The organism is Pseudomonas sp. LBUM1669 (genome assembly GCF_059695705.1).
The window spans coordinates 2,954,248-2,977,495 of the sequence record NZ_CP166784.1 but is presented as its reverse complement, the minus strand read 5'-3'; the positions used below and the strand labels follow the sequence as shown (position 1 = coordinate 2,977,495).

Sequence of the window (23,248 nt, the reverse complement as noted above, 5' to 3'; positions counted from 1 at the left end):
CCTGTGGTCAGCCGCTCAGGACCGTGTGGATCATGTGTGTCAGTGCTTCGGGCCCGTAAGGTTTGCTCAGCAGATGGGTATCGGGGCTGAGCTGGTGATTGCGCGAAATGATGTCCCGGGTGTGGCCGGAGGTAAACAGCACCGCCACCGGGGGATTTTGCACCTTGGCCCAGGCTGCCAGGTCCGAGCTTTTGATCAGTCCGGGCATGACCACATCGGTGAAGATCAGGTTCACCGCCACGCCATCCAGCAACATCTGCATCGCCTGGTCGCCGTTGGCCGCGGTCAGGACCTGATAGCCCTCCTCGCTCAGCAACTCCACCGCCGAGCTGCGCACCGCTTCGTTGTCCTCGACCACCAGAATGGTTTCGTGCCCGCCCCGTTGCGGTGAATCCCGCAGCGTTGTTTCACTGGGCAACGCACGCATGCTGCGCGGAAAGTAAAGCTGTACCCGAGTGCCCTGCCCGACGACGCTGGAAATCTCGATGTGCCCGCCGCTCTGTTTGACGAAACCGAACACCATGCTCAGTCCCAATCCCGTGCCCTGACCGTCGGCCTTGGTGGTGAAAAACGGCTCGAACGCCTGCCCGAGCACTTCGGGCGACATTCCGGCGCCGGTATCGGCCACCGCGACACGCACATAATCGCCCGCTGCGATGCCCTTGCCGGCGCAGAATTTACGATCGAGCGCCACATTGCCGGCATTCAGCTCAATGGTCCCTTCGCCCTGCATGGCGTCACGGGCATTGATCGCCAGGTTGAGAATGGCGTTTTCCAACTGGTTGCGATCGACGTTGATGTACCAAGGTTCTTGCGGCACCTGCACATCGATCTGGATGGTTTCCCCCAGCGCCCGTTGCAACAGCTCACCCAGCCCTTCGAATATCTGTTGTGGGTCGCACACCGCCGGCGACAACGGTTGACGGCGGGCAAACGCGAGCAATTGCGAAGACAGTTTGGCGCCGCGCTCGACGGCCGCAATCGACGCACTGACCCGGCGCTGCACGTTCGCGTTGTCCGGCTCACTCCGCGCCAGCAAGTGCAGGTTACCGGCGATCACCTGCAGCAAGTTATTGAAGTCGTGGGCCACGCCGCCGGTGAGACCGCCGATGGCTTCGAGCTTCTGCGATTGCCGCAGTTGCTCTTCAGCTGCCAGCCGCGCATCGACTTCGTCGGCCACGCGTTGCTCCAGGTTGCGGGTGAATTTGAGCAAGGATTCTTCGGCCATCTTGCGTTCGTGAATATCGATCAACACGCCAGGAAAGCGGAAGGGTTCGCCCTGCTCGTTGAACTCGCAGCACCCACTGGCCTGCACCCACAAATAGCTGCCGTCAGGGCGCAAGACCCGGTACTCGGCATTAAAGGCCTCGCCGGTTGCCACTGACTGATTGACCTGCTCCTGGACCCAACTGCGGTCGTCGGGGTGAATCTGCGCTTCAGCAATGTCGGTGGGCAGGTCGGCGAGGTTCTGCTCGGCAGGGTAGGAAAAAGTCCGGGCGAAACGCTCGTCGCCGGACAACACATTGCCCTTGATGTCCCAGACGAACGAGCCAAGCAAAGCCCCGGCATTGAGCGCCAGGCGCACCCGTTCATTGTCGGCGCGATAAGCGTCTTCGGCTTCCTGGCGCCGGCGTTCGGAAATCACATGTTCAGTGGTGTCGACGACCATCGCCATGACCCCGGCGGGGAACCCTTCATCATCGGCGACAGGGCTGTAATAGAGGTCCAGCCAGACGTCTTCAGGGACCCCGTCGCGCAGCAATTCCAGCTGTTTATTGCGATAGGACAAAGTGCCGCCTGCCAGGCAGGTATCGACCACATGTCGATTGAACTCGGCCACTTCCGGCCAACCCAGCTCGACCGGGGAGCCCAGCAGATACGGATGGCGGCCACCGGCAAACGTCGAGTAGGCATCGTTATAGATCATGTAGCCCTCGCGCCCCCAGAGCATCACCATCGGCAGTGGCGACGCGAGCATCAGCCGCACCGAGCTGCACAGACTGGCGGGCCAGGTGTCGATGTTTCCAAGCTCGGTCTGGCTCCAGTCGAACGCGCGGATGCGCCCGGCCATTTCACCGTTCCAGCCGGCACACCCGTGGCTATCAGATAGAAACTGCATCGACTGGCTCTGTGTCCCTGTGAGTGGCTGACATGCGGAATCGCTGTGCGAGGACGGCGCGGGCCCGTTTGTTTCGAGCATCGCCGACGCCAATGGTTTCATATGAGGTTAGCCGATTCTTGATCTTCGGATTTGTTGTGGACTTGCCTGACAAAGAACCCTGTAGCAGCTGAGCCTGCGGGGACCTCTGTGGTGAGGGGGCTTGTCGGAACGCCGCATCGTCCCGTTCGGCTGCGAAGCAGTCGTGAAAATCGGTGCACGCGGTGCCATTTGCTCCCGGCTTCGACGAGTTGACGGCGGCGGGGCTGACAGCGATTACCGGCACCAGGGTCAAATGCCCGCGCATCGGTGAGGCGCCGGTGGCGGTGGCGTTGGAGTGTCGGCGGATGATGGCGCTGTCCATCGGGCAGTCGCGGGAGATTATCTTCGGGGAAGTGTTGATGGCGCACGTGCGGGACGAATTGATCGACCCGAAAACCTTGTACATCGATCAGCTAGGGCTGGATGCGATCGGGCGCATGGGTGGGCATGGTTATGCGCGGACCCGGGATTATTTCGATTTGCCGACGCGGTCATTGCAGGCATGGACGGATGCGCCTGGAGGCGGGGAGCGGTTTTGGCCTGCCACCAAATAAACTAAAATCACCTAATACTGTGGCGAGGGAGCTTGCTCCCGCTGGGCTGCGTAGCAGCCAAAAAACCTGTCAGCGCGTTTCTTCAAATAGATCGCGTCTTCAGTTTGACGACTGCTGCGCAGCCGAGCGGGAGCAAGCTCCCTCGCCACAGGAGGCACTTCACTACAGGAGCTTCCTTAGCTGATCGTTCCTACGCTCTGCGTGGGAACGATCTCACTAGGTTCAGTCAGTACCGTATTTCGGCGAACGCGGTCCGTACAGCAACCCCGCCGGTTGCCCGGCCGACAGCAGTCGCGCACTGGCCACACCGGCAATCGGGTGACCGGCGTCGGTGGCGCTGTTGATCACTTGCTTGACCGCTGCCGTAATCAGCATGCCAACCAAACCACCGCCACCGTTGTTGCCGCCCTCTTCGCTCGAAGCCCGGGCCGAGCCGGTCCAGAGGGTGGTGCCGCTCTTGAGGTCCACCAGCTTCGCGGTGGCGGTCACCACGGTTTCGCTGCTGATGATCATGTAGCGCGTGCCGTAGTCCGTCACGGTGATGTACAACGCCGCATCGGCACCGAAGATTTCCTGCAGCTTGTTGGCCGGTGCCTGGTGAATGTCCGCCGGTGTGGTCAGGCCATTCTGGCGGAATGTCTCATCGACCAGGGTGATCGGCAACACGTAGTAACCGGCTTCCGCCAACGGGTACGTAACCTGCGACAACATGCTGTAGGACGCCTTGACGTCCGGCGAGTTGTTCAGCGGCGGTAGCACCAGAATGGTTTTCGGACGGGCTTGCTTGTACGCCGAATAGTCCACGGTCTTGGGGCTGACGCAGCCACCGAGCACAGCCAGCGCCAGCAACCCGGCCAACAGTTTCAATGAGCGCGCGATCATTGGGTGTCTCCGGTCTTGGCGTTTTTAAGCAGAAAATCCATGTACGGCGTCGACTCGGGAAACAGAGTTTTCTCGGTCCTGAACTGCTGCACCATTTGATCGTCCTTACCCATGCTCAGGTACAACAGACCCAGGTGAGCGTGGTAGCCAGGCGGTGGCGTCTTGCCGGTGGACTTGATCTTCTGCAGGTCGCGCTCCAGCGCTTCGGCCTGAGCTTCCTTGGGTTCTTCACCCTTGAAGTACTCGTAGACTTCCGGCTGGTAGCTTTCCCACTGGTAAAGGGTTTTCGGGCCGGCGCAACCGGCCAACAGGCCGCTGACCAGCAATGTCGACGCCATCAGCGCCCACGACACATACGTCTTGAACATGCTTGTACCGCTCCTTGTCATCAACCTTGATCAGTTACCCGGTTTCCATGCCCCGGCGTTCATCCCGTCCACCAGGCGATTGATCGCCTCGCGCATGGCCAGGTCGAGCACTTTGCCGTTGAGGGTCGAATCGTAGGCAGCGGTGCCACCGAAGCCGATGACTTCACGGTTGGACAAGGCGTACTCGCCCGCGCCCTGGGTCGAATAAACCACTTCGGAAGTGCTGATGTTGACGATGTTCAGGTTGACCTTGGCGTAGGCCACCTGGGTCTTGGCGCGACCGAGAATGCCGAACAGCTGGTGGTCGCCGGTTTCTTTGCGGCCGAACTCGGTGACATCACCGGTGACCACAAAGTCGGCACCCTTGAGGCGCTGAGACTGGCCCTTGATCGCGGCTTCCTGCTGGATCTCGCCCATGTTGTCGCGGTCCAGCACGCTGAAGCGGTTGGTTTGCTGCAAGTGAGTGATCAGGATGGTCTTGGCCTGACCGCCGAGGCGATCCACGCCGTCGGAGAAGATCCCGCGCATGTAGCTCGAACGGTTGTCGAACTTGCCGACCGCCATGGGTACACGAACACCGGCATACGCCACGCTGGCGCTTTCTACTTTTGCGACCGGCAAGGCGCGCGAGCTTTCGGTCGCACACCCGGCCATCGCGCCGAAAAGGGCAATCGCTGCCGCCGATACCAACATCCGAGAGATCATTCTCACTGTGCATTCCTTCTGAAAAAACGGTTATCCCGGCACGGCCATAGCCAACCGCTGCGGGTTGCAGCGGCGAAAAAGCGAGGGGGAATCAAATCGATAATCGACGTGCGGGACGTCGGCGGCCGGCATTATGCCAAAGTGCCATCACTGAGAACAGTGTTTAATTTTTATTGGCGTCAGTGATTTGGCAACACACGTCCCTGTAGCAGCTGTCGAGTGAAACGAGGCTGCGATCTTTGACTTTGCTTTTTAAAAACAAGATCAAAAAATCGCAGCCTCGTTTCACTCGACAGCTGCTACAGAGGGTGTTGTATAGGCAAAGATCAGCGGAAATCCCGGCTACGCACGCTGATGCCGTCCAGCAAGGGGCTCAGGTCGCTCAACCGTCCGGCAATCAGGTGCCGCACCTCGCCTTCCTTTTCCCAGCGGCCATCGACCTTGAGCAATTGCGAGCCGACAAGGACCTTTCGCTGCCGGTCGGCGAGGTCGCGCCAGACGATGACGTTGATGTTGCCGAACTCGTCTTCCAGGGTGACGAAGGTCACGCCACTGGCCGTGCCTGGCCGTTGCCGGCCGGTGACCAGCCCGGCGACGCTGACCGGTCGCCCGTGTTCGACCTCCATCAGTTCTTTCGAGCTGCGGCAACGTCGGGCTTTCAACTCCGCGCGCAGCAACGCCAGCGGATGCGGACCGAGGGTGGTGCCGACACTGTTGTAGTCGGCCAGCAAGTCCTCGCCCACCGTCGGTTTGGGCAGATAGATCGCAGGTTCTTCCTGACTCGGCAGGCCGGCAAACAAACCGAGTTGTTTCTGCACCCCCGCCACTTCCCAGCGCGCACGATGCCGGTCACCGGCCAGGCCACGCAGCGCGCCGGCATCGGCCAGTTGCTCCTGGGCGCGAGCATCGAGCCGCGCACGTTCGCCCAGGTCGGCGATGTCGACAAATACCCCCCTCGCCCTCGCCGCCTCGATGCGCCGGGCATCGTCCTCGCGAAAGCCCTTGATCATCCGCAGCCCCATGCGAATCGCCGGCTGCGCGCCGGTGATCGGTTCGAGGCTGCAATCCCAGTCGCTGGCGCGCACGTCCACCGGGCGAATCTGCAAATGATGCCGGCGCGCGTCCTGCAGAATCTGGTCCGGGCTGTAGAAACCCATGGGCCAGCTGTTGATCAGCGCACAGGCGAAGGCCGCCGGCTCGTGGCATTTCAACCAGCAACTGGCGTAGGTCAGCAAGGCGAAACTGGCGGCGTGGGACTCGGGAAAACCATAACTGCCGAAGCCTTTGATCTGTTCGAAGATCTGCGCGGCGAACTCGGCCGTGTAGCCGTTTTTCTTCATCCCGGCGGCCAACCGGTCCTTGTGCGGTTCCAGTCCGCCGTGGCGTTTCCAGGCGGCCATGGAGCGACGTAACTGATCAGCCTCGCCGGGGCTGTAGTCGGCGGCGACAATCGCAATCTGCATCACCTGTTCCTGGAACAGCGGCACGCCCAGGGTGCGCTTGAGCACGACTTCCAGTGCCGGGGACGGATAAACCTCGGGTTCCTCCTTGTTTCGCCGTCGCAGGTACGGATGCACCATCCCGCCCTGGATCGGCCCAGGACGGACGATCGCCACCTCGATCACCAGGTCATAAAAGGTCCGGGGCTTGAGCCTCGGCAGCATCGACATCTGTGCCCGGGATTCGATCTGGAACACGCCGATGGTGTCGGCGCGGCCGATCATGTCGTAGGTTGGCGAGTCTTCGGCCGGGATCGTCGCCAGGCTCAAGTCCAGATGGCGATGACGGCGCAGCAGATCAAAACAGCGGCGAATCGCGCTGAGCATGCCCAAGGCCAGAATATCCACCTTGAGCAATCCGACCGCATCGAGATCGTCCTTGTCCCACTGGATGATGGTGCGCTCGGCCATGGCGGCGTTTTCCACCGGCACCAAGCTGTCCAGCGGCTGCTCGGAAATCACGAAGCCGCCGGGGTGCTGGGACAGGTGGCGAGGGAAGCCAATCAGTTGCCCGGTCAAGCTCAGCACCCGGCGCAGCACCGGGCTTTCGGGGTCAAAGCCGCCTTCAAGCAGGCGCTCCACGGGCGGTGTTGCATCGCTCCAGTGGCCACAGCAATCGGCCAGGGCGTTGATCTGATCCGGTGGCAAACCCAGGGCCTTGGCCACATCGCGCACCGCGCCGGCCGCGTGATAAGTGCTCACCACCGCCGTGAGCGCGGCGCGGGTCCGACCATAACGCTGGAACACGTACTGCAAGACCTCCTCGCGGCGTTCGTGTTCGAAATCGACGTCGATGTCCGGTGGTTCATTGCGCTCTTTGGAGAGAAAGCGTTCGAACAACAGCGTGGTGCGATCCGGGTCGATTTCCGTGATGCCCAAGGCAAAACACACCGCCGAGTTCGCGGCAGAACCCCGGCCCTGACAGAGGATTTCCTGCCCACGGGCGAACCGCACAATGTCGTGCACCGTGAGGAAGTAGCTTTCATAGCCCAGCTCGGCGATCAGCTCCAGCTCCTTGTCGATCTGCGCCAGCACTTTGGCTTGCGGACCGTCTGGCCAGCGCCACGCGATCCCTTCATCGGTCAGATGCCGCAGCCAGGACGTGGCCGTCTGACCTTCTGGCACCAGCTCGCGGGGATACTGGTAACGCAACTGGCCGAGGTCGAAGGTGCAACGCCGGGCAATGGTCAGCGTTTCATCGAGCAACGCTTGCGGGTAGATCGATTGCAGGGCATCGAGGCTGCGCACATGCCGCTCGCCGTTCGGATGCAGCCGCAACCCGGCCTCGGCCACCGGCAAGTGATGACGGATCGCGGTCATGGTGTCCTGCAAGGCGCGCCGTCCACGGGTGTGCATGTGCACATCGCCGCTGGCCACCGCTGGAATCCGCAGTTCCCGCGCCAGAGTCAGCAGCGCGTCCAGTCGCCGGGTGTCGTCCTGACCGCGATGCAACTGCACGGCCAGCCACAGGCCATCGGTGAATGTCTGTTTGAGCCAGTGACCGCTGGCAAAATCATCGACCGCGTCCGGCACCCACAACGCCAGCAACCCCGGCATCGGCTCACTGAAGTCCTCACGCAACACTTGATACTGGCCTTTCTGCGTGCGGCGCCGTGCTCGGGTAATCAGCCGGCACAGGGTCTGGTAACCCTCAAGGTTTTCCACCAGCAACACCAGTTTCGGGCCGTTCTCGATGCGCATTTCGCTACCAATGATCAGCGGCAGCTCCACGGATTTGGCCGCTTGCCAGGCGCGGACGATACCGGCCAGGGTGCATTCATCGGTGATCGCCAGTGCTTGATAGCCGTGCTTTTTCGCCCGCTGAAACAGTTCCAGGGCACTGGAGGCACCGCGCTGGAAACTGAAGTTCGACAGGCAGTGCAGCTCCGCATACTCGACGCTCATGCGAACCAGCCTTGCAGCCACAGCGGGCCGCCCTCACCCACCGCACGGTAGGCCCAGCCCTGCTGGCCGGAACGGGTTTCGATCAGGTAGTAATCGCGGCGCACGTCGTCGCCGTCCCACCAGCCGGACTCGATGCGCTCCGGCCCCATGAGGATCCGTGTCGAGCCTTCGTGTACAGCCTGCGGTTCCGTCAGCAACCAGCCCGGACGCTGCACGCCCGCCAACGCCGCGCAGAGTTGGCTGTCGTCCCGTGCCTGCCACGCGCACTCTGGCCGGTGATCGGCCTGGAAACGCAAGCCGTGCACCGCGTCATCCCCAAGCCGTGCACGCAAGCGTTCGCGCAGTTGCTCCCAGGGCAAGGATTGCTGCGGACGGTCGTCGAACAGTTCCTGACGCTGTGGGACAAAGCTGGGCAGGTCTTCGGCGCGCAGCCGGAAACCGCGCACCGGGGCCTCGACCTGCACCTGTTCCAGCAGTCCCCGGGCCAGTTCGAAGAGCATCGCCGGATCGCGCTCGGCGCTGAGCAAGCCGACCTTGATCACCGTGTCCGGCAAGCCGGCGTGTTCAAGGTGCAGGTCGAAACGCTGCACGCCACTGTCCCGACCGCAGAGGAAGGCCGACAGATCGCCGGTCAGCCGACGCAATGGAAACAGCAGCGCCTGATGGGATTGCACATCGAAGTTGAGCTCGATGCGCACATCAAACCGGTCCGGCGGCAGGTAGAACGCCAGCGCCAGCCGCCGCTCGCCGAACAGCGCATCCAGGTGCTTGAGCACTTGCGCCTCGAAACGTCGCGCCAGGCTGTTGCGCGGCAACGCCTGAACCTGGCTCAAGGTGCGCAACCCCATGCGCGACAACGCCGTGGCCACCGCCGGCTCCAAGGCAATGCGGTCAACCGGCAATTGCCCCAGGTGATAGCGCAAGGCTTGATCGTCCGGCACCACCAGGCCGTCATACATATTGGCCAACACCCGCGCAGCCACCGGGTTGGGCGCGGCGACGATCCGATGCCGAAAGCCCAGTTCGCCGAGTTCAGCGCGCAACCGCGCCTCGAACTGCGGCCACGGCCCGAACAACCCCAGGCTGGATTCGATTTCAAACACCACGGCACGCGGGTAATGCACGCTGACCTGAGAGCTGAATCGATAGGCCCACGCCGCCAGGAACTGTTGCCAGTGCTCGATCTCAGCGACGTCATATTCGGCCGTGACAAAGCCTTTGCTCAAGGCTTGCGCGGCGGTCATCGACTGCCCCGGGCGCAAGCCCAGCGCCCGCGCCGAAGCGTTGACCGCTTGCAACACCCGACGCTGTGCCGGGCCGGTCAGCAGCGCCAACGGCTCATCGGGATCGGGGCGCTGCCGCAGTACCGCGTCCAGCGCCAATTGCGGGAAGAGAATGCACACCCAACGCATGGCAACCTCAATGCCCCACAGGGAAGGCAATCGGTGCCGACCGCGCCAGCCCGCCCCGACACTTGAGCACGCGCAACTGCGCGGGCCTGGCATCGATGGCGATGCGCAGTGCGGCTGGCGAAGGGTTGATGGCTTCGTTGATCGAGCGATAGGCGAACGCCAGGGTCGAGCCGGTTTCGGCCGCCACCTGCAAGCGCCGCAGCGCCCGGTCATCGGCCTTGCGCGGCCAGCACAGCACCGCGCCGCAACTGCCCGAACGCAGGCATTGTTCCGCCGCCCACAGCGCATCGCGCTCGCTGGCCTGGATGATCGACAACTGGCGCAGATCGACCCCGGCGTTCTGCCAGGCCTGGGGATACGGCACGTAAGGCGGCGCCACCAGCACAATGCGTTCGCCCGCCGCCGACAGCCGCGCCAGGGCCGGCCACACCAGCTGCAACTCGCCAACGCCCTGCCCGGCCAGGAGGATTTCAGTCAATGCCGCTTCCGGCCAGCCGCCGGTAGGCAACGCCGCGTCCAGCGCGGCATGCCCGGTGGGTTGCGGGCTGACAGCCGGTGGCGCAGGCCGGCCCTTCCAGACCTGGCCGCCATTGAACAGCGTGTCTAACGCAACGACGGCGCCCATCACCCTTGCCTCACCAGACCGCAGAACACCCCTTCGATGGCCAGGTCCTGATTGGCCTCGACGATGATCGGCTGATAGGCCGGGTTGCGTGGCAACAACCGGACAACGTCGCCGACCCGTTCGAAACGCTTGATGGTGACTTCGCCATCGAGCCGCGCCACCACGATCTGGCCGTTTAGCGCTTCGGGATTGCGGTGCACGCCCACCAGGTCGCCGTCGAGAATGCCGTCCTCGATCATCGAATCACCCTGGACCCGCAGCATGTAGTCCGGCACCCGCGAAAAGATCGACGGGTCGAGCAGCAAGCGGCTGTGCACTTCGGCATCAGCGCCGATGGGCGCCCCCGCCGCGACCCGCCCGAGTACCGGGATGTCCAGCAACTCGGGCCGCGCCGGTTGCCCGAGCAAACGGATGCCCCGGGCCTGGTTGGGGTTGACCTCGATAAAACCGGCCTCGGTCAGCGCCAGCACATGCTTGCGCGCCACGCTGCGGGAGGCGAAACCAAATGCCTCGCTGATTTCAGCGAGGCTCGGGGGCTGACCGTGCTCCGCGATTCGATCGCGAATGAAGGTCAGGATGGCAGTACGTCGGGGCGTTAAAGTCGTCATGGAGTACATTTGTACTCTTTCGGCATTTTCCTGGCAAGGACCGCCAGTCAGCTCAAGCCACGCGACGCCAGAAACCCTGCGATGTAATCGATGAAAGCCAGCACTTTGGCGGTTGCCCGCCGATGACTGGGGTACACCGCCAGGATGTACGAACCGAAGCTGTCGGGATCAATGGCGTAATCGGCCATCACCCGCACCAGCCGGCCATCGGCGATGTACGGCGCGGCACTCCACAGCGGCGTGTGCAGCACGCCGCGTCCGGCCAGTGCGTTGGCCAGCAGCAGGTCGTAGTTGTCGCTGCGCAATCGCGGCGACTGCGGTTGCGGCAGGCTCAATCTTTGCCCGTCGCGCTCGGCCCACCAGAATTCGCGGCTGAGCAACGGATGACGGTAGAGCAGCCATTCGTGGTCATCGAGGGTGTCCGGCGTGACCGGCAACCCCTTGCGCGCCAGATAATCAGGGCTGGCGCACAACGCCAGCCGATTGCTGCCGACGACGCGAGCAATCAACCCCGGCAAATCGTCATGACCCTCGCGCAATGCCAGGTCGTAGCCGCTTTCCAGCAGGTTGACGAACTCATCGCACAGGTCCACTTGCAGGTTGATCTGCGGGTATTGCTCCAGGAAACCACCGCACACCTGATCGAGAAAAGCCTGCCCATACGCCAGCGGCGCGGTGATCTTCAGGTTGCCGCGCAGGCCATGCTGCAACTGCTCGATTTCCTCGCCGGCCTCCTCCAGCCGCTGCAACACCTGACGCGCGGTTTCCAGATAAAGACGACCCGATTCGGTCAGCAAAATCCGCCGGGTGCTGCGCTCGAACAACCGGGCGCCGAGCTCCGCTTCGAGGTGATTGACCGCTTTGGTCAGGGCCGACGGGGTCTTGCCCAGTTGCTCGGCGGCGCGGCTGAAACTGCCGAGTTGCGCCGTGACCACGAACATTTTCAATGCACCCAACTTGTCCATATTTTTTCCATTCAGGCAAAAACGTTTTTCGTGAGCGAGGCGTTCTGCTAGCCATGACAAGCCACTAATCTGGCCATCAGACGCAATAAAAAGGAAACATTCAATGAAAAGATTCATCCCGAATCTATTGATGGCCGCCGTCAGTTTTGCCTCGATGGAAGCCATGGCAGCCGCCGATCTGGTGCTGATCAATGGCAAGATTTTCACCGCTGACCGCGCCCAACCGAAGGTGCAGGCGTTGGCGGTGCAGGACGGCAAAGTGCTGCAAGTCGGCAGCGATGCGCAGATCAAGGCCCTGATCGCGTCGGGGACCAAAGTCGTCGACCTCGGCGGTAAATCCCTGATGCCCGGCCTGATCGACAGTCATTCCCACGCCATATTCGGCGGTCTGGAAATGGCCTCGGCCAATATGGAAGACGAGGTGGTCGACCTCGACGAACTGGAAAAACGCCTGAAAGCCTGGCGTGACGACGGCAAAGCGAAACATGGTGATGTGTTGAGCGTGGCCGGCATGAGTTCGGCTTATTGGGCCCAAGCCGAAGCTTTCGGCAAGAAATTCAACAGTGGCGAGTGGGCCAAGGTGCCCGTGGTGTTCACCGGCAGCGATCACCACACCGCGTGGGCCAACAACGTGATGCTGCAGCGCGCGGGCATTGATGCCGCGCTGCTGAAGAAACTGCCGGAGGCGGAAAAAGACACCATCGGCAAACTCGCCGATGGCAGTCCCAACGGTTTCCTGGTGGACGCCGGTTGGGATCGCGTCGCCTCAAAGATGCCGGTGCCGAGCCCCGCCGACATGTTGAAAGCCGCGCAATCCGCCGTGCGCTACAACAACAGCCAGGGCATCACCGCGTGGATGGACCCCGCCGCCAACGCCGCGCCCGGCGAGCCGGTGTTCGCGCTCAAACCCACGGAGAACACCGTCGGCGTCCTGCCGGTGTACAAAGCGCTGGCCGAAAGTGGCGGCATGAGCGCCCACGTCGCCGCGTTGCTGGTGGCCAATCCGAAAAGCGTGCCGGCCGATCTCGACACCCTGGACAAGGTCCGCCAGCAGTTCCAGGGCATCCCGAACCTGACCTTGCCCGGGGTCAAGATCTTCGCCGACGGCGTGATCGAATACCCGGCGCAGAGCGCGGCGATGATTGATCCGTACAGCAACTCGCACAAACAGGGTGAACTGCTGATCGATCCGAAGCACTTTGGCGAATTGGTCAGCGCCATCGATCAGCGCGGCTGGCTGGTGCACATCCACGCCATCGGCGACCGTGCGGTGCGTGAATCGCTGAACGGCATCGCCCAGGCGCGCAAGGATCGTCAGAGCGGCGTAACTCACTCGATCACCCACTTGCAAATGGTCAATCCAAAAGAGTTTGCGCGGTTCAAACCGCTCAACGTCATCGCCTCGATGCAACTGCTGTGGGCCAGTGCCGACGAGTACACCCTGGACATGATCAAGCCGTATGTCAGTGCGCTCGCCTTCCGTTATCAATACCCGGCGCACTCGCTGCTTGAACAAGGTGCGACCATCGCCGGCGCCAGTGACTGGGCGGTGTCTTCGCCGAATCCGTGGAACGCCATGGCCCAGGCCATCACCCGGGAAGGTCCGCTGGGCGTGCTGAATGCCGATGAGCGCATTGACCGCGAAACGATGTTCTACGCCTACACCCTGAACGCTGCGCGCACCATTGGGCTGGAGAAGCAGATCGGTTCGTTGAGCCCCGGCAAGCAAGCCGATTTCATCGTGCTGGACCGCGACGTGTTCAACGTCGACAACAAAGCCCTGCATGACACCCAGGTGCTGCAAACCTGGTTCGCCGGTCGCGAAGTCTACGCACCGACGCTCTAAGAAAATCATCTGTAACCACTGCCCGCACCCCGCGTTTGTCGCCGGGGTTCGGCGCAGCCTTGCCGTAAAAAATCTGCCCATAACAATCACAATAACGGGACGCACCCCATGAAAGCTTTCACCCTGTTCGCCCTCGGTTCCTTGAGCCTTCTTCCCTTGAGCAGCCAGGCGCTGCCCTTGAATGACGACTTCGCTCTGCTGGTCGACCTGACCCTGGCCAGCGACTACCGCACCCGGGGCATTTCGCAAACCCAGAACGATCCTGCGGTGCAGGCCGGTTTGACCCTGGCGCACAGCAGCGGCCTGTACCTCGGCGCATGGAGTTCAAACGTCGATTTCGGCGGCGGTTTGAAGACCCGACAGGAAGTCGATTACTACGCCGGTTGGCTCTGGCAGGCGACCGATGCCGTCAGCCTGGACCTCGGCTATCTCAAATACGCTTACCCCAGGGAAAGTCAGTTTAACCAGGGCGAGACCTACGCAATCCTCAGTGCTTATGGCGTGAAGCTGGCGGCCTATTACTCCGCCGATGCACCGGGCATCGACAGCAAGCAGAGCTCGCTGTACAGCTACGTTGGCTATGAAACCGAGTTGCCTTACGACACCGGTCTGAAACTGCGATACGGCAACATGGATTTCAAGGACCCGCACCTGTACTCGATGTCGGGCCATGCCGAAGACTCGTACCGCGAATGGGAAGTCAAACTGTCCCACGAACTGGCCGGTGTGATGCTGGGCTTGAGTTATATCGACACTGACCTGTCGAAGAGCCAGTGCACCAGCAACTGGGGCTTCGACGATGTGTGCAGCGCCACGGTGGTCGCAAGCATCAGCAAATCCTTCTGACCCCCACAGATCCTGTAGGAGCGAGGCTTGCCCGCGAAGGCGTCGTGTCAGCCAACGTTGATGTCGTCTGGCACACCGCCTTCGCGGGCAAGCCTCGCTCCTACAGGGCTGAGAGGTAGGGCCATGGGTAGATTCCGCGCTCATGGCCGTCGCTGAAGATCAGTTGCAGGCCGTAACCTTGTTGGTTGAGTTCGATCACTCGGATGCGCTTATCGACTTTCACCGTCAGCCCCTGCAACCGAAACGCCCGGCACTGCGAACATGGGCACTGCCGGCGCAACTCAACATGATCCAGCAACTGCTCGCGCCCGTCCGGCCAGTTCAATCGCAGTTGCTGTTTACTCTGGGAATTACCAATCGCCAGCGGGTTCATAGCAGCTGGCTCAAGGCGATGCGCACGGCTTTGCGCACTTCCGGGTCACCGTCGTCCTTAGCAGCCTGCAAGGGTGCGATGGCGCCTTTATCGTTCAGTTCGCCGAGGGCCAGCGCGGCTTCCTTGCGCAGGTTGCTGATGCGGTGGCCGAGGGTCTCGATCAGCGCGTCGAGGGCCGGGACGTAACGTAAACGGCCGAGGCTGCGGGTGGCGCGCAGGCGGACTTGCCAGTAATCGTCGCTCAAGGCGTCGACCAGGGCGGCACCGGCGTCAACGTGACCGACCTTGCCCAAGGTCGTCGCGGCTTCTTCGCGCACTTGCCAGGCTTGGTCTTGCAGGGCCTGGCGCAGCGCGGGCAACACTTGTGCATCGGAGGCCAGACCGAGGGCGCCGGTGGCGGCGCGGCGGACTTCGGTATCCGGGTCGTCGCTGGCCAATTTCGCAAGGGCCGGCAAGGCATCGAGCTGTTTGAGCCAGCCAAGGACGCCGACGGCTTCGCGACGAACACCGGCGTCCTCATCGTTCAAGGCGTCTGAAGCAGCCGCGGCGGCATCGGGAAAACGCAACTCGCGCAAGGCCCTGAACGCGGCGATGCGCACGCTGATGTCGGCATGCCCGGTCCACGGCAGAATCACCCTCCCCGCGGCCTCGCTCTTGAGCAGGCTGAGACTTTGCGCGGCAGCGGCCTGCACCGCCAAGGATGTATCGGTCAGGGCCTGGCACAGCGCGTCAACCACCGGCTTGTCCTCCCACGCTTCAAGCAATCGCGCGGCTTCAGCGCGGACCTCTTCGGTCGGGTCTTCTGCCAGGCGATTGACCAGCCACAGCAAACCGTCCGGCTCTTCGAGGTCGGCTAGTTCGATCAAGGCAATTCTGCGCACGCCTGGATCTTCATCGGTAAGGCGCGGTTGCAGGGCAAGAATGTCATCGTTGTCGGTTACATCGAATAGAGAGGTCATAGGGCAAATCGCGGCAGTTTGTTTTCAGGAGGAAGTCCGAGAGGGTTCAGGCGCGGTAACTGCCGACCGTCTTCGTGACGCAGTAATTCGAGGCAATGGCGTTTCAAGCGTGAGAACTCGTGGCTCGTCACCAGTTCGGTGGTGCGTGGCCGGGGGAAGTCGAGGTGCAGGTCTTCGATGATTCGACCGGGGCGCGAGCTCATGACCAGCAGGCGATCGGCGAGGAACAGCGCTTCGTCGATGTCGTGGGTGACGAACACCACGGTGGTGCGAATCCGCGTCCAGATGTCCAGCAGCAGTTCCTGCATGTTCAGCCGGGTCAGCGCATCGAGGGCACCGAAGGGTTCGTCCATCAGTAACAGACGCGGGCGATTGATCAGCACCCGGGCGATCTCAACTCGTTGTTGCATGCCGCCGGAGAGCTGGTCGGGCCAACGGTCGGCGAAGCCTTCCAGCCCCACCAGCGCGAGGATTTCATCGGCGGCCTGGTGGCGCTCGGTTTTGTCGATACCGCGCATTTTCAGGCCGAAGGCGACGTTGTCGCGCACGGTGCGCCAAGGGAACAGAGTGTGGTGTTGGAAGACCATGCCGCGCTGGGGCGATGGACCTGAAACCTGCGCGCCGTCGACTTTCAATGTTCCGGTATACGACTGCAGATGCCCGGCCAATGCGCCGAGCAAGGTCGATTTGCCGCACCCGGACGGCCCGAGGATGCAGACGAATTGCCCCGGTTCGATCTGGCAATCGAGGCCTTGCACGGCCTCGAAGGCCTGCTGGCCTTCGCCGAGGACGATGGACAGTTGGCGGATGTCGATCCGCCCTTCAGGGGTTTGCATCACGCTCATCAGGCTTTTCCTCGTGGCCGGTGCCACGGCGTGAACAGCCCGCCGAGACGTTTGATCAGCAGGCTGCTGACCATCCCGAGTACGCCGATCAGCAACATGCCGACGACGATGTCGGCGTAGTTCTGGATGGTGTAGGACTCCCAGGTGTAATAGCCGATGCCGTATTGACCGGAGATCATTTCTGCGGTCACCAGGCAGAACCACGAGGTGCCCATGCCGATGGCGAGACCGGTGATGATGCTCGGCGCGGCGCCCGGCAGGATTACTTCCAACAGAATCGCCCGGCGCCCTGCCCCGAGGCTTTTCGCCGAGGCGATCAGGCGTGGGTCGACGCCTTCGACGCCGTGCACGGTGTTGAGCAGGATCGGGAACAGCGCGCCGGTGAAGGTGATAAAGACCATCGACAGTTCCGAGGAGGGGAACATCAGGATGGCCAGGGGAATCCAGGCGACTGCGGGGATCGGACGCAGGACTTCCAGGGGTGGCAGCAATAAATCTTCGGCCCATTTCGAACGGCCGACGGCCAGGCCCAAAGCGATGCCGATGATCAACGCTGCCAGGTAACCGGCGAAAACCCGGCTCAGGCTGCTGCTCAAGTGTTGGGCAAGCTTGCCGGAATCGCCGAGGCCCAGTGCGGCTTCGATCACCGCCAGTGGCGTCGGGACATTGGCGAAGGTCACCAGGCCGAGGTTCCAGTGGTGGCTGGCGGCGAACTGCCAGAACAGGAGGCAGAGCAGCAGTGAGGCGGCTCTTGGGATCCAGCGTGTTATGGATCGGGACATAGATCTTCCTCTCAACCGAGTTCACTGTGGGAGCAAGCCCTCTCCCACAGGCGATCTCCGGTGAATCTGGTATTTGCATTCAACTTCGATCCCTTGTGGGAGCGAGCCTGCTCGCGATGGCGGTGGGTCAGTCGACATTGGGGTTGAATGTCAGTCCGCCATCGCGAGCAGGCTCGCTCCCACAGGGGGATTGCGGTGTTTAAGGGGTTAGCGAACGGCAACGGCCTGGGTGGTGGCATCGGTGAAGTCGAGGACTTTGCCGCCCTGAGCCGTGGCGAATTGTTGGGCCTGGCCTTTGAGCAGGAATGCGCTGAGGCGGCCCTTGGCATCGCTGGCGAACCACGCCTGATCCGCCAACAACTTGATCCCGCTGTCACTCGCCTGGGCATACACGGCGCGGATGTTTTTACCTTCCGACTTCAAACCGGCCAACGCAGTGAACGCCGACTCCGCCGACGCGTACTGCCGGACTTTCGGTTCACCCCGCACCCAGATTTCCGCGACATGGCTGAAGTCGGTGATGGCTTTACCGCTCAACGCATCCACCGCTTTGAGCAGCGTCTGCCCGTAGTTGGCCAGTTGCGCGGTGTAATCCAGGTTCGACGCCTTGAACGCGGCACGGATGTATTGGTCATCGATAAAGGTATTGAGGTCGAGACCGCGATCCGCCTTTTTCAACAGCTTGAGGGTGTCGATGGCAGTACCGACGGCCTGACGGTATTCGGGCTTCCAGCTCAGGTCGCGGGTTTGCACGCCCAGCGGGCCATGAAACAGGTAATTGACCTCGGCATCGACGCCGGTGACCTTGGCGATCAGCTCGCTGTACTTCTCCGGCTCAGCGGCCAGTAACTGGTTGGCTTCGATGCTTGCGCGCAGGTAAGCGACGACGATTTCCGGGTACTTTTTCGCGTAGCTCTGATCGACCAGTGCGCCATGAAAAGTCGGTGAGCCGGCCTGGGAACCGTCATAGATCTTGCGGGCGAAACCACGGCTGGGGAACAGTTCGGCGAACGGCACAAAGTCAGCGTGGGCGTCGATTTTTCCGGCCTGCAATGCCGAGCCGGCGACTTCCGGTGGCTGGGCGATGACGTTCACGTCTTTGAGCGGATCCCAGCCTTGCGCCGCCACGGCGCGCAACAACATGCCATGAGCCGTCGAGGCGAACGGCACGGAAATGGTCTTGCCCTTGAGCTCCGCCAATGACTGCACGCCCGACGCGCTCGGCACCACGATGCCATTGCCGCTGCCCTTGATGCTGCCCGACAGCACGCTGATGAACAGGCTGTGTTTGCCGGCGGTTTCGAACGCCACACCGTTGAACGAACCGGGGAAGTCGGCCATGGCGCCGAAGTCGAGTTTGCCGGCGACCATCTCGTTGGTCAGGGGCGCACCGCTGGTGAAGTTTTTCCACTCGACTTCGTACTGGGCGTCCTTGTACTGGCCGTCGTGGGGCAGGTATTTGTCCAGCAGGCCGAGCTCGCGAATCAACAGACCGCCGGCGGCGCAGTTGATCGTGGTGTCCTGGGTGCCGATGGCAATGCGGATGGTTTCGGCCGAGGCCGACAGGGTGAATGAAGCCAGTACCAGACCGGCAAATGCGGCACGCAGCAATGTTGGCAAAGACATGGTGAATCCCCTCGAATCATTTATAGGATGTTCGTCTCCGCCACGATCAGGGCGTGGTGGGAAACGAGGGGTGTTGGGTGAATCCAGCGTCCGGTGTTTCCGGATGGCTTTGGGTTGTCTGGGCGGGCCTCATCGCTGGCAGGCCAGCTCCCACAAGGTTCTCTGCTGCCAGCGAAATCTGTGTCCCACTGCAAATCCCTGTGGGAGCTGGCCTGCCAGCGATGGCGTCCCGTCAGTCAACGCAACAGGTACGGGATTTCGACTTTCACGGCCCCGGTCGGGCAGTCCTTTTCACACGGCATGCAGTACCAGCATTCGTCAAACGCCATGTAGGCCTTTTGCGTGGCCGGGTTGATTGCCAGCAGGTCCATCGGGCAGACGTCGACGCACACGGTGCAGCCTTTGTGGGCGATGCAAAGGTCCTCGTCGACCGTGACCGGCGCGTTGGAGCGGAAGAAGATTTCCTGGGGTTGGTAGGCCATTTTTCGGTCTCTCTTTCTGTGGTGCTCAGGCAGCAAAGGCGCCGACCCGCAGTCGGTCGTAGGCCTGCATTTCTTCGGCGTCGAGCGGGATGATGTAAGGCTCGACGGCTTTCTTGAAACTGGTCATCTGGCCGTCGTCACCCTTTTTCAGATGGCAATGGCAGAACCAGTCGCTGTCGTTGCGTTGCGGATGATCGACCCGATAGTGGTAAAGCCCCCAGCGACTTTCAGCGCGAAACAAGGACGCGCGGGCGGCCATTTCGGCGCAGTCGCGGATCATGCTGACTTCCATGGCGCGCATCAGTTCGTGGGCGTTGTGGGCCTTGATCTGATCGAGATCGCGCTGGATATCGCTGAAGCGTTGCAGGCCGATTTGCATCTTCTTGGTCACTTTCGGCGGTTGCAGGTAGTCGTTCACAAAACGCCGCAGCTTGTATTCCACTTGCGCGGGCGGCAGGCCGTGTTCGCGATCCAGTGGCGCGTAGACCCTCAGTTTTTCCGTTTCGATCTGCCGGGCATCGACCGCTGAAAACTCGCGTCCGGCGACAAAATCCGCCGCGTTGGTGCCGGCAAACCAGCCATAAGTGAACGCGCCGAGCATGTAGTTGTGCGGCACGGCGGCCATGTCACCGGCCGAGTACAAGCCCTTGACCGAAGTCTCGGCCTTCTCGTTGACCCACACGCCGGACGCCGAGTGACCGCTGCAAAAACCGATTTCCGAGATGTGCATCTCGACCATCTGCGTGCGGTAGTCGGTGCCGCGATTGGCGTGGAACTGGCCGCGGCTGGGGCGTTCGTTGCTGTGCAGGATCTCTTCGATGTTCTGGATGGTTTCCTCGGCCAGGTGATCGAGTTTGAGGAACACCGGGCCGTTGCCGCTTTCGAGTTCCTGGTGGAACTCCCACATCATCTGCCCGCTCCAGTAATCACACTCGATGAAGCGCTCGCCCTTGTTGTTGGCGGTGTAGCCGCCCAACGGGCCGGTGACGTAAGCGCAGGCCGGGCCGTTGTAATCCTTGATCAACGGGTTGATCTGGAAGCATTCGAGGTTCGCCAGTTCGGCGCCAGCGTGATAGGCCATCGCGTAGCCGTCGCCGGCGTTGGTCGGGTTTTCATAGGTGCCCATCAGGTAACCGGATGACGGCAGGCCCAGACGTCCGGCCGCGCCGCAACACAGAATTACGGCTTTGGCCTTGATCACATGGAAATCGGCGGTTCGGCAGTCGAAACCCATCACGCCGTTGACCGCGCCCTCTTCGTCCGTCAGCAATCGCGTGCAAACCAGCCGATTGGTGATGCTGACCCGCGCCCGCTTCAACTGGCGGTACAACACTTTCTTGATGTCGTGCCCCTCCGGCATCGGCAGCACGTAGGCGCCCATGTGGTGGACCTTTTTCACCGCGTAGTCGCCGGTTTCGTCCTTCTCGAACTTCACGCCCCAGCGGTCCAGCTGCTCGATGGTTTCGAAGCTGTGGGTCGCGTAGGCATACACCGCCGCCTGGTTGACGATGCCGTCGTTGGCGATGGTGATTTCCTTGGTGTATTGCTCCGGTGTCGAGTGGCCGGGAATGATCGCGTTGTTCAGGCCGTCCATGCCCATGCTGATCGCACCGCTGCGCTTGACGTTGGCCTTGTCGATCAGCAACACGCGCAGATCACGGTTGCGTTCCTTGGCCTTGATCGCTGCCATCGGGCCAGCGGTGCCGCCGCCGATCACGACGATGTCGTATTCCTGTTCAAGCGTGTTTCGCGTCATGCCTGCGCCCCTTTTTGCCGGTCGATCCGCAAGCGGTACTGGAAGGCATCGCCGCGGTAGTAAAGGTGTTCGAAGTCCACGGGCAGGCCTGCGGCATCGTGGGTCAGGCGCTCGATGCGCATGATCGGCGAACCGGCTTCGACGTTCAGCGCCTGGGTCAGGTCGCTGTCGGCCAGCACGGCGTCGATGGCCAGATCGGCATGACCGAGGGCCAGGCCGCAGTCGTTTTCGAGGATCAGAAAAATGTCGCGGGTGACCAGGTCAGCCTTCTCCAGCCGTTCGCCGATGGCCTTGGGCAGGTAGGTGATTTCCAGGGAGATCGGCTCGCGGTTGATCAGCCGCACGCGCTTGATCTGCGCCACGGTCTCGCCTTCGGCCACCTGCAATCGCTCGGCAACGAGCTTGTCGGCCGGGATGAATTTGAAGCTGCGCAGGCGGTTGATCACCTCGTAGCCGCGACCGGTCATGGACTCGGCCAGGCCTTGCAGGGTGCTGACGTTCTGAAAGGTTTTCGGCTTGGCGACGAAGGTGCCCTTGCCGTGAATCTTGAAGATCAGCCCTTCCTTTTGCAGATCGCCCAGGGCCTGGCGCACGGTGATGCGGCTGACTTTAAACAGCGCGCCGAGTTCGCTTTCGGAGGGCATCTGACTGTCTTGCGGGTATTCGCCGTCGAGGATGCGGGCGCGCAGCACATCGCGCAGTTGCGTGTGCAGCGGGATGCTGCTGAGGGATAGAACGTTATCGGTCATGGCAGATCACTTGTTATAACGAGTTATGACGTGATCTTAGAGAAGCCGCGCGGGCATTGAGAAATACTGATTAAGCATAAGGTTAGATTAACCAGACAACCGCGGACTCTGTAGCAGCTGCCGAGCAGCGCGAGGCTGCGAAGCAGTCGCAAATCCTGCATGCAGGGCGCACCTGACACACCGCGTTGTCTGATTTCACGACGGCTTCGCCGCCGAACGCAGCCTCGCGCTGCTCGGCAGCTGCTACAACTGATTCGGTTTCAGCAGTGAGATTGCCTGGCTTCAGCCGCGCTTGAGGATCTGGTCCATCACCCAGTCGGTTTTCAGCGCGTGTTCGGCCATCGCCGGATGCTGCGCCTCGCCCCGGATATGCGCGTTCATGCCCAGCACGTGATGCCACTGGATGTGCTCGTGATGGTCGATGTGCAGGCTGAGATGTTCATCCGCCTCAAGCTGCACAGCGTGCTCATCGAACACCGAAAAACTGATCCGGCCCTGGCTGCCGATCAACTCGACCCGATCTTCGCGCCGGTCGGCGACGAAATTCCAGCAGCCCATGCCCAGGGCTCCCGAAGCAAACCGCCAACTGGCGCTGACGGCGTCTTCGGCGGCATACAAACCAGCCTGCCGTGCAGTGAAACCGGCGACTTCGACGATATCCCCGAGCAAATACTGGAACAGATCGAAGCCATGACTGGCCAGGTCGGCGAAGTAGCCGCCACCGGCAATCACCGGATCGGTGCGCCAGTTATCGGCGCCCCCCAGATCGTTCGGCGAAGGCGCCTTGGTCAGCGTCCAGGACAGATGCCGCACCTCGCCGATTCGCCCCTCCTCCAGCCACTGCCGCACTTGCGCAAAGCGCGGCAGCGAGCGCCGGTAATAGGACACGAACAGGTGCAATCCAGCGTCGGCAAAGACCTTTTGCATCTCGCGGCTTTGCCCGGCATTCAGCGACATCGGTTTTTCGACGCAGCAATGTTTGCCGGCGGCGGCGACCTGCAAGCTATAGGCGTGGTGACTGTCGGGTGGTGTGGCGATGTACACCGCGTCCACCTCGGGATCATTGATCAGCGCTTGCGCGTCGGTGTAAACCCGGGCGATGCCATGGCGGGCGGCGTAGTCGGTCACCGCGTCCAGACGCCGCCCCATCACCGCCACCAGCGCCGAGCCGGGGGCCTTGTAAAAGGCCGGCCCGCTCTTGCGTTCGGCGACACTGCCACAACCGATCATGCCCCAGCGCACCACGTTCATAATCGCTCCC

General features: G+C 62.0%; 20 protein-coding genes and 1 pseudogene. 3 read left to right on the top strand and 18 right to left on the bottom strand.

Annotated elements, in window-relative coordinates:
* Nucleotides 1–7: 7 nt before the first annotated feature.
* Nucleotides 8–2,119 carry a hybrid sensor histidine kinase/response regulator gene (locus ACA051_RS13975; protein WP_497310327.1) on the bottom strand — a complete coding sequence of 704 codons (2,112 nt, stop codon included), beginning with the start codon at nucleotides 2,117–2,119 and terminating at the stop codon, nucleotides 8–10.
* Between the two features lie 251 nt (nucleotides 2,120–2,370).
* On the opposite strand from ACA051_RS13975, the pseudogene ACA051_RS13970 reads away from it, so the two are divergent.
* Nucleotides 2,371–2,754: pseudogene (locus ACA051_RS13970) on the top strand (flavin reductase family protein); the annotation flags it as partial.
* Between the two features lie 222 nt (nucleotides 2,755–2,976).
* Here ACA051_RS13970 and ACA051_RS13965 read toward each other — a convergent pair.
* The 8 genes from ACA051_RS13965 to ACA051_RS13930 all read right to left on the bottom strand — a co-directional run bounded on the left by ACA051_RS13965 (nucleotide 2,977) and on the right by ACA051_RS13930 (nucleotide 11,723).
* Nucleotides 2,977–3,636 (bottom strand): DUF799 domain-containing protein, encoded by a 660-nt coding sequence (locus ACA051_RS13965; protein WP_497310326.1) that lies wholly within the window; start codon nucleotides 3,634–3,636, stop codon nucleotides 2,977–2,979.
* Nucleotides 3,633–3,974: a DUF4810 domain-containing protein gene (locus tag ACA051_RS13960; protein ID WP_370654478.1), complete on the bottom strand. Its 342-nt coding sequence runs from the start codon at nucleotides 3,972–3,974 to the stop codon at nucleotides 3,633–3,635. Before ACA051_RS13960 ends, ACA051_RS13965 begins: the two co-directional genes overlap by 4 nt.
* Nucleotides 3,975–4,034: 60 nt before the next feature.
* Nucleotides 4,035–4,709: a CsgG/HfaB family protein gene (locus ACA051_RS13955; RefSeq protein ID WP_497310592.1), complete on the bottom strand. Its 675-nt coding sequence runs from the start codon at nucleotides 4,707–4,709 to the stop codon at nucleotides 4,035–4,037.
* A 326-nt stretch (nucleotides 4,710–5,035) separates the two neighbouring features.
* The gene (locus ACA051_RS13950) at nucleotides 5,036–8,134 is read right to left on the bottom strand and encodes an error-prone DNA polymerase (RefSeq protein ID WP_497375286.1); all 3,099 of its coding nucleotides are present in this window, start codon (nucleotides 8,132–8,134) and stop codon (nucleotides 5,036–5,038) included.
* Nucleotides 8,110–9,525, bottom strand: a complete 1,416-nt coding sequence (locus tag ACA051_RS13945) for a Y-family DNA polymerase (protein WP_497375284.1) — start codon at nucleotides 9,523–9,525, stop codon at nucleotides 8,110–8,112. Before ACA051_RS13945 ends, ACA051_RS13950 begins: the two co-directional genes overlap by 25 nt.
* A gap of 7 nt (nucleotides 9,526–9,532) precedes the next feature.
* Nucleotides 9,533–10,150, bottom strand: a complete 618-nt coding sequence (imuA, locus tag ACA051_RS13940; RefSeq protein WP_497375282.1) for a translesion DNA synthesis-associated protein ImuA — start codon at nucleotides 10,148–10,150, stop codon at nucleotides 9,533–9,535.
* On the bottom strand, nucleotides 10,150–10,767 hold the full coding sequence (gene lexA / locus ACA051_RS13935) for a transcriptional repressor LexA (RefSeq protein ID WP_497375280.1): 618 nt from the start codon (nucleotides 10,765–10,767) through the stop codon (nucleotides 10,150–10,152). Before lexA ends, imuA begins: the two co-directional genes overlap by 1 nt.
* A gap of 38 nt (nucleotides 10,768–10,805) precedes the next feature.
* Complete coding sequence (locus ACA051_RS13930) at nucleotides 10,806–11,723, bottom strand: LysR family transcriptional regulator (RefSeq protein WP_497375278.1); 918 nt, start codon at nucleotides 11,721–11,723, stop codon at nucleotides 10,806–10,808.
* A 103-nt stretch (nucleotides 11,724–11,826) separates the two neighbouring features.
* Between ACA051_RS13930 and ACA051_RS13925 the strand changes: the two genes are divergently transcribed.
* Entirely contained in the window at nucleotides 11,827–13,569 is a 1,743-nt protein-coding gene (locus ACA051_RS13925) for an amidohydrolase (RefSeq protein ID WP_497375276.1), read from the top strand.
* Nucleotides 13,570–13,677: 108 nt separating this feature from the next.
* Entirely contained in the window at nucleotides 13,678–14,415 is a 738-nt protein-coding gene (locus ACA051_RS13920) for a TorF family putative porin (RefSeq protein WP_497310319.1), read from the top strand.
* Between the two features lie 100 nt (nucleotides 14,416–14,515).
* On the opposite strand, the gene ACA051_RS13915 is transcribed toward ACA051_RS13920, so the two are convergent.
* The 9 genes from ACA051_RS13915 to ACA051_RS13875 all read right to left on the bottom strand — a co-directional run bounded on the left by ACA051_RS13915 (nucleotide 14,516) and on the right by ACA051_RS13875 (nucleotide 23,238).
* Nucleotides 14,516–14,788: a DUF971 domain-containing protein gene (locus tag ACA051_RS13915; protein WP_497310318.1), complete on the bottom strand. Its 273-nt coding sequence runs from the start codon at nucleotides 14,786–14,788 to the stop codon at nucleotides 14,516–14,518.
* Nucleotides 14,785–15,747 carry a HEAT repeat domain-containing protein gene (locus ACA051_RS13910; RefSeq protein ID WP_497375274.1) on the bottom strand — a complete coding sequence of 321 codons (963 nt, stop codon included), beginning with the start codon at nucleotides 15,745–15,747 and terminating at the stop codon, nucleotides 14,785–14,787. The genes ACA051_RS13915 and ACA051_RS13910 overlap by 4 nt, the downstream gene beginning before the upstream one ends.
* A complete protein-coding gene (locus ACA051_RS13905; RefSeq protein WP_497375272.1) occupies nucleotides 15,744–16,592 on the bottom strand; it encodes an ABC transporter ATP-binding protein in 849 nt (282 codons plus the stop codon). The genes ACA051_RS13910 and ACA051_RS13905 overlap by 4 nt, the downstream gene beginning before the upstream one ends.
* Complete coding sequence (locus ACA051_RS13900; protein WP_497375270.1) at nucleotides 16,592–17,374, bottom strand: ABC transporter permease; 783 nt, start codon at nucleotides 17,372–17,374, stop codon at nucleotides 16,592–16,594. The genes ACA051_RS13905 and ACA051_RS13900 overlap by 1 nt, the downstream gene beginning before the upstream one ends.
* Before the next feature lie 207 nt (nucleotides 17,375–17,581).
* On the bottom strand, nucleotides 17,582–19,000 hold the full coding sequence (locus ACA051_RS13895) for an ABC transporter substrate-binding protein (protein WP_497375268.1): 1,419 nt from the start codon (nucleotides 18,998–19,000) through the stop codon (nucleotides 17,582–17,584).
* A gap of 236 nt (nucleotides 19,001–19,236) precedes the next feature.
* Nucleotides 19,237–19,482: a 4Fe-4S dicluster domain-containing protein gene (locus ACA051_RS13890; protein ID WP_007946457.1), complete on the bottom strand. Its 246-nt coding sequence runs from the start codon at nucleotides 19,480–19,482 to the stop codon at nucleotides 19,237–19,239.
* 25 nt (nucleotides 19,483–19,507) lie between these two features.
* Nucleotides 19,508–21,238: a fumarate reductase/succinate dehydrogenase flavoprotein subunit gene (locus ACA051_RS13885; protein WP_497310313.1), complete on the bottom strand. Its 1,731-nt coding sequence runs from the start codon at nucleotides 21,236–21,238 to the stop codon at nucleotides 19,508–19,510.
* Nucleotides 21,235–21,987, bottom strand: coding sequence for a GntR family transcriptional regulator (locus tag ACA051_RS13880; RefSeq protein WP_497310312.1), 753 nt, complete (start codon nucleotides 21,985–21,987; stop codon nucleotides 21,235–21,237). Before ACA051_RS13880 ends, ACA051_RS13885 begins: the two co-directional genes overlap by 4 nt.
* A 282-nt stretch (nucleotides 21,988–22,269) precedes the next feature.
* Nucleotides 22,270–23,238 carry a Gfo/Idh/MocA family protein gene (locus ACA051_RS13875; protein WP_497375266.1) on the bottom strand — a complete coding sequence of 323 codons (969 nt, stop codon included), beginning with the start codon at nucleotides 23,236–23,238 and terminating at the stop codon, nucleotides 22,270–22,272.
* Nucleotides 23,239–23,248 lie beyond the last annotated feature (10 nt).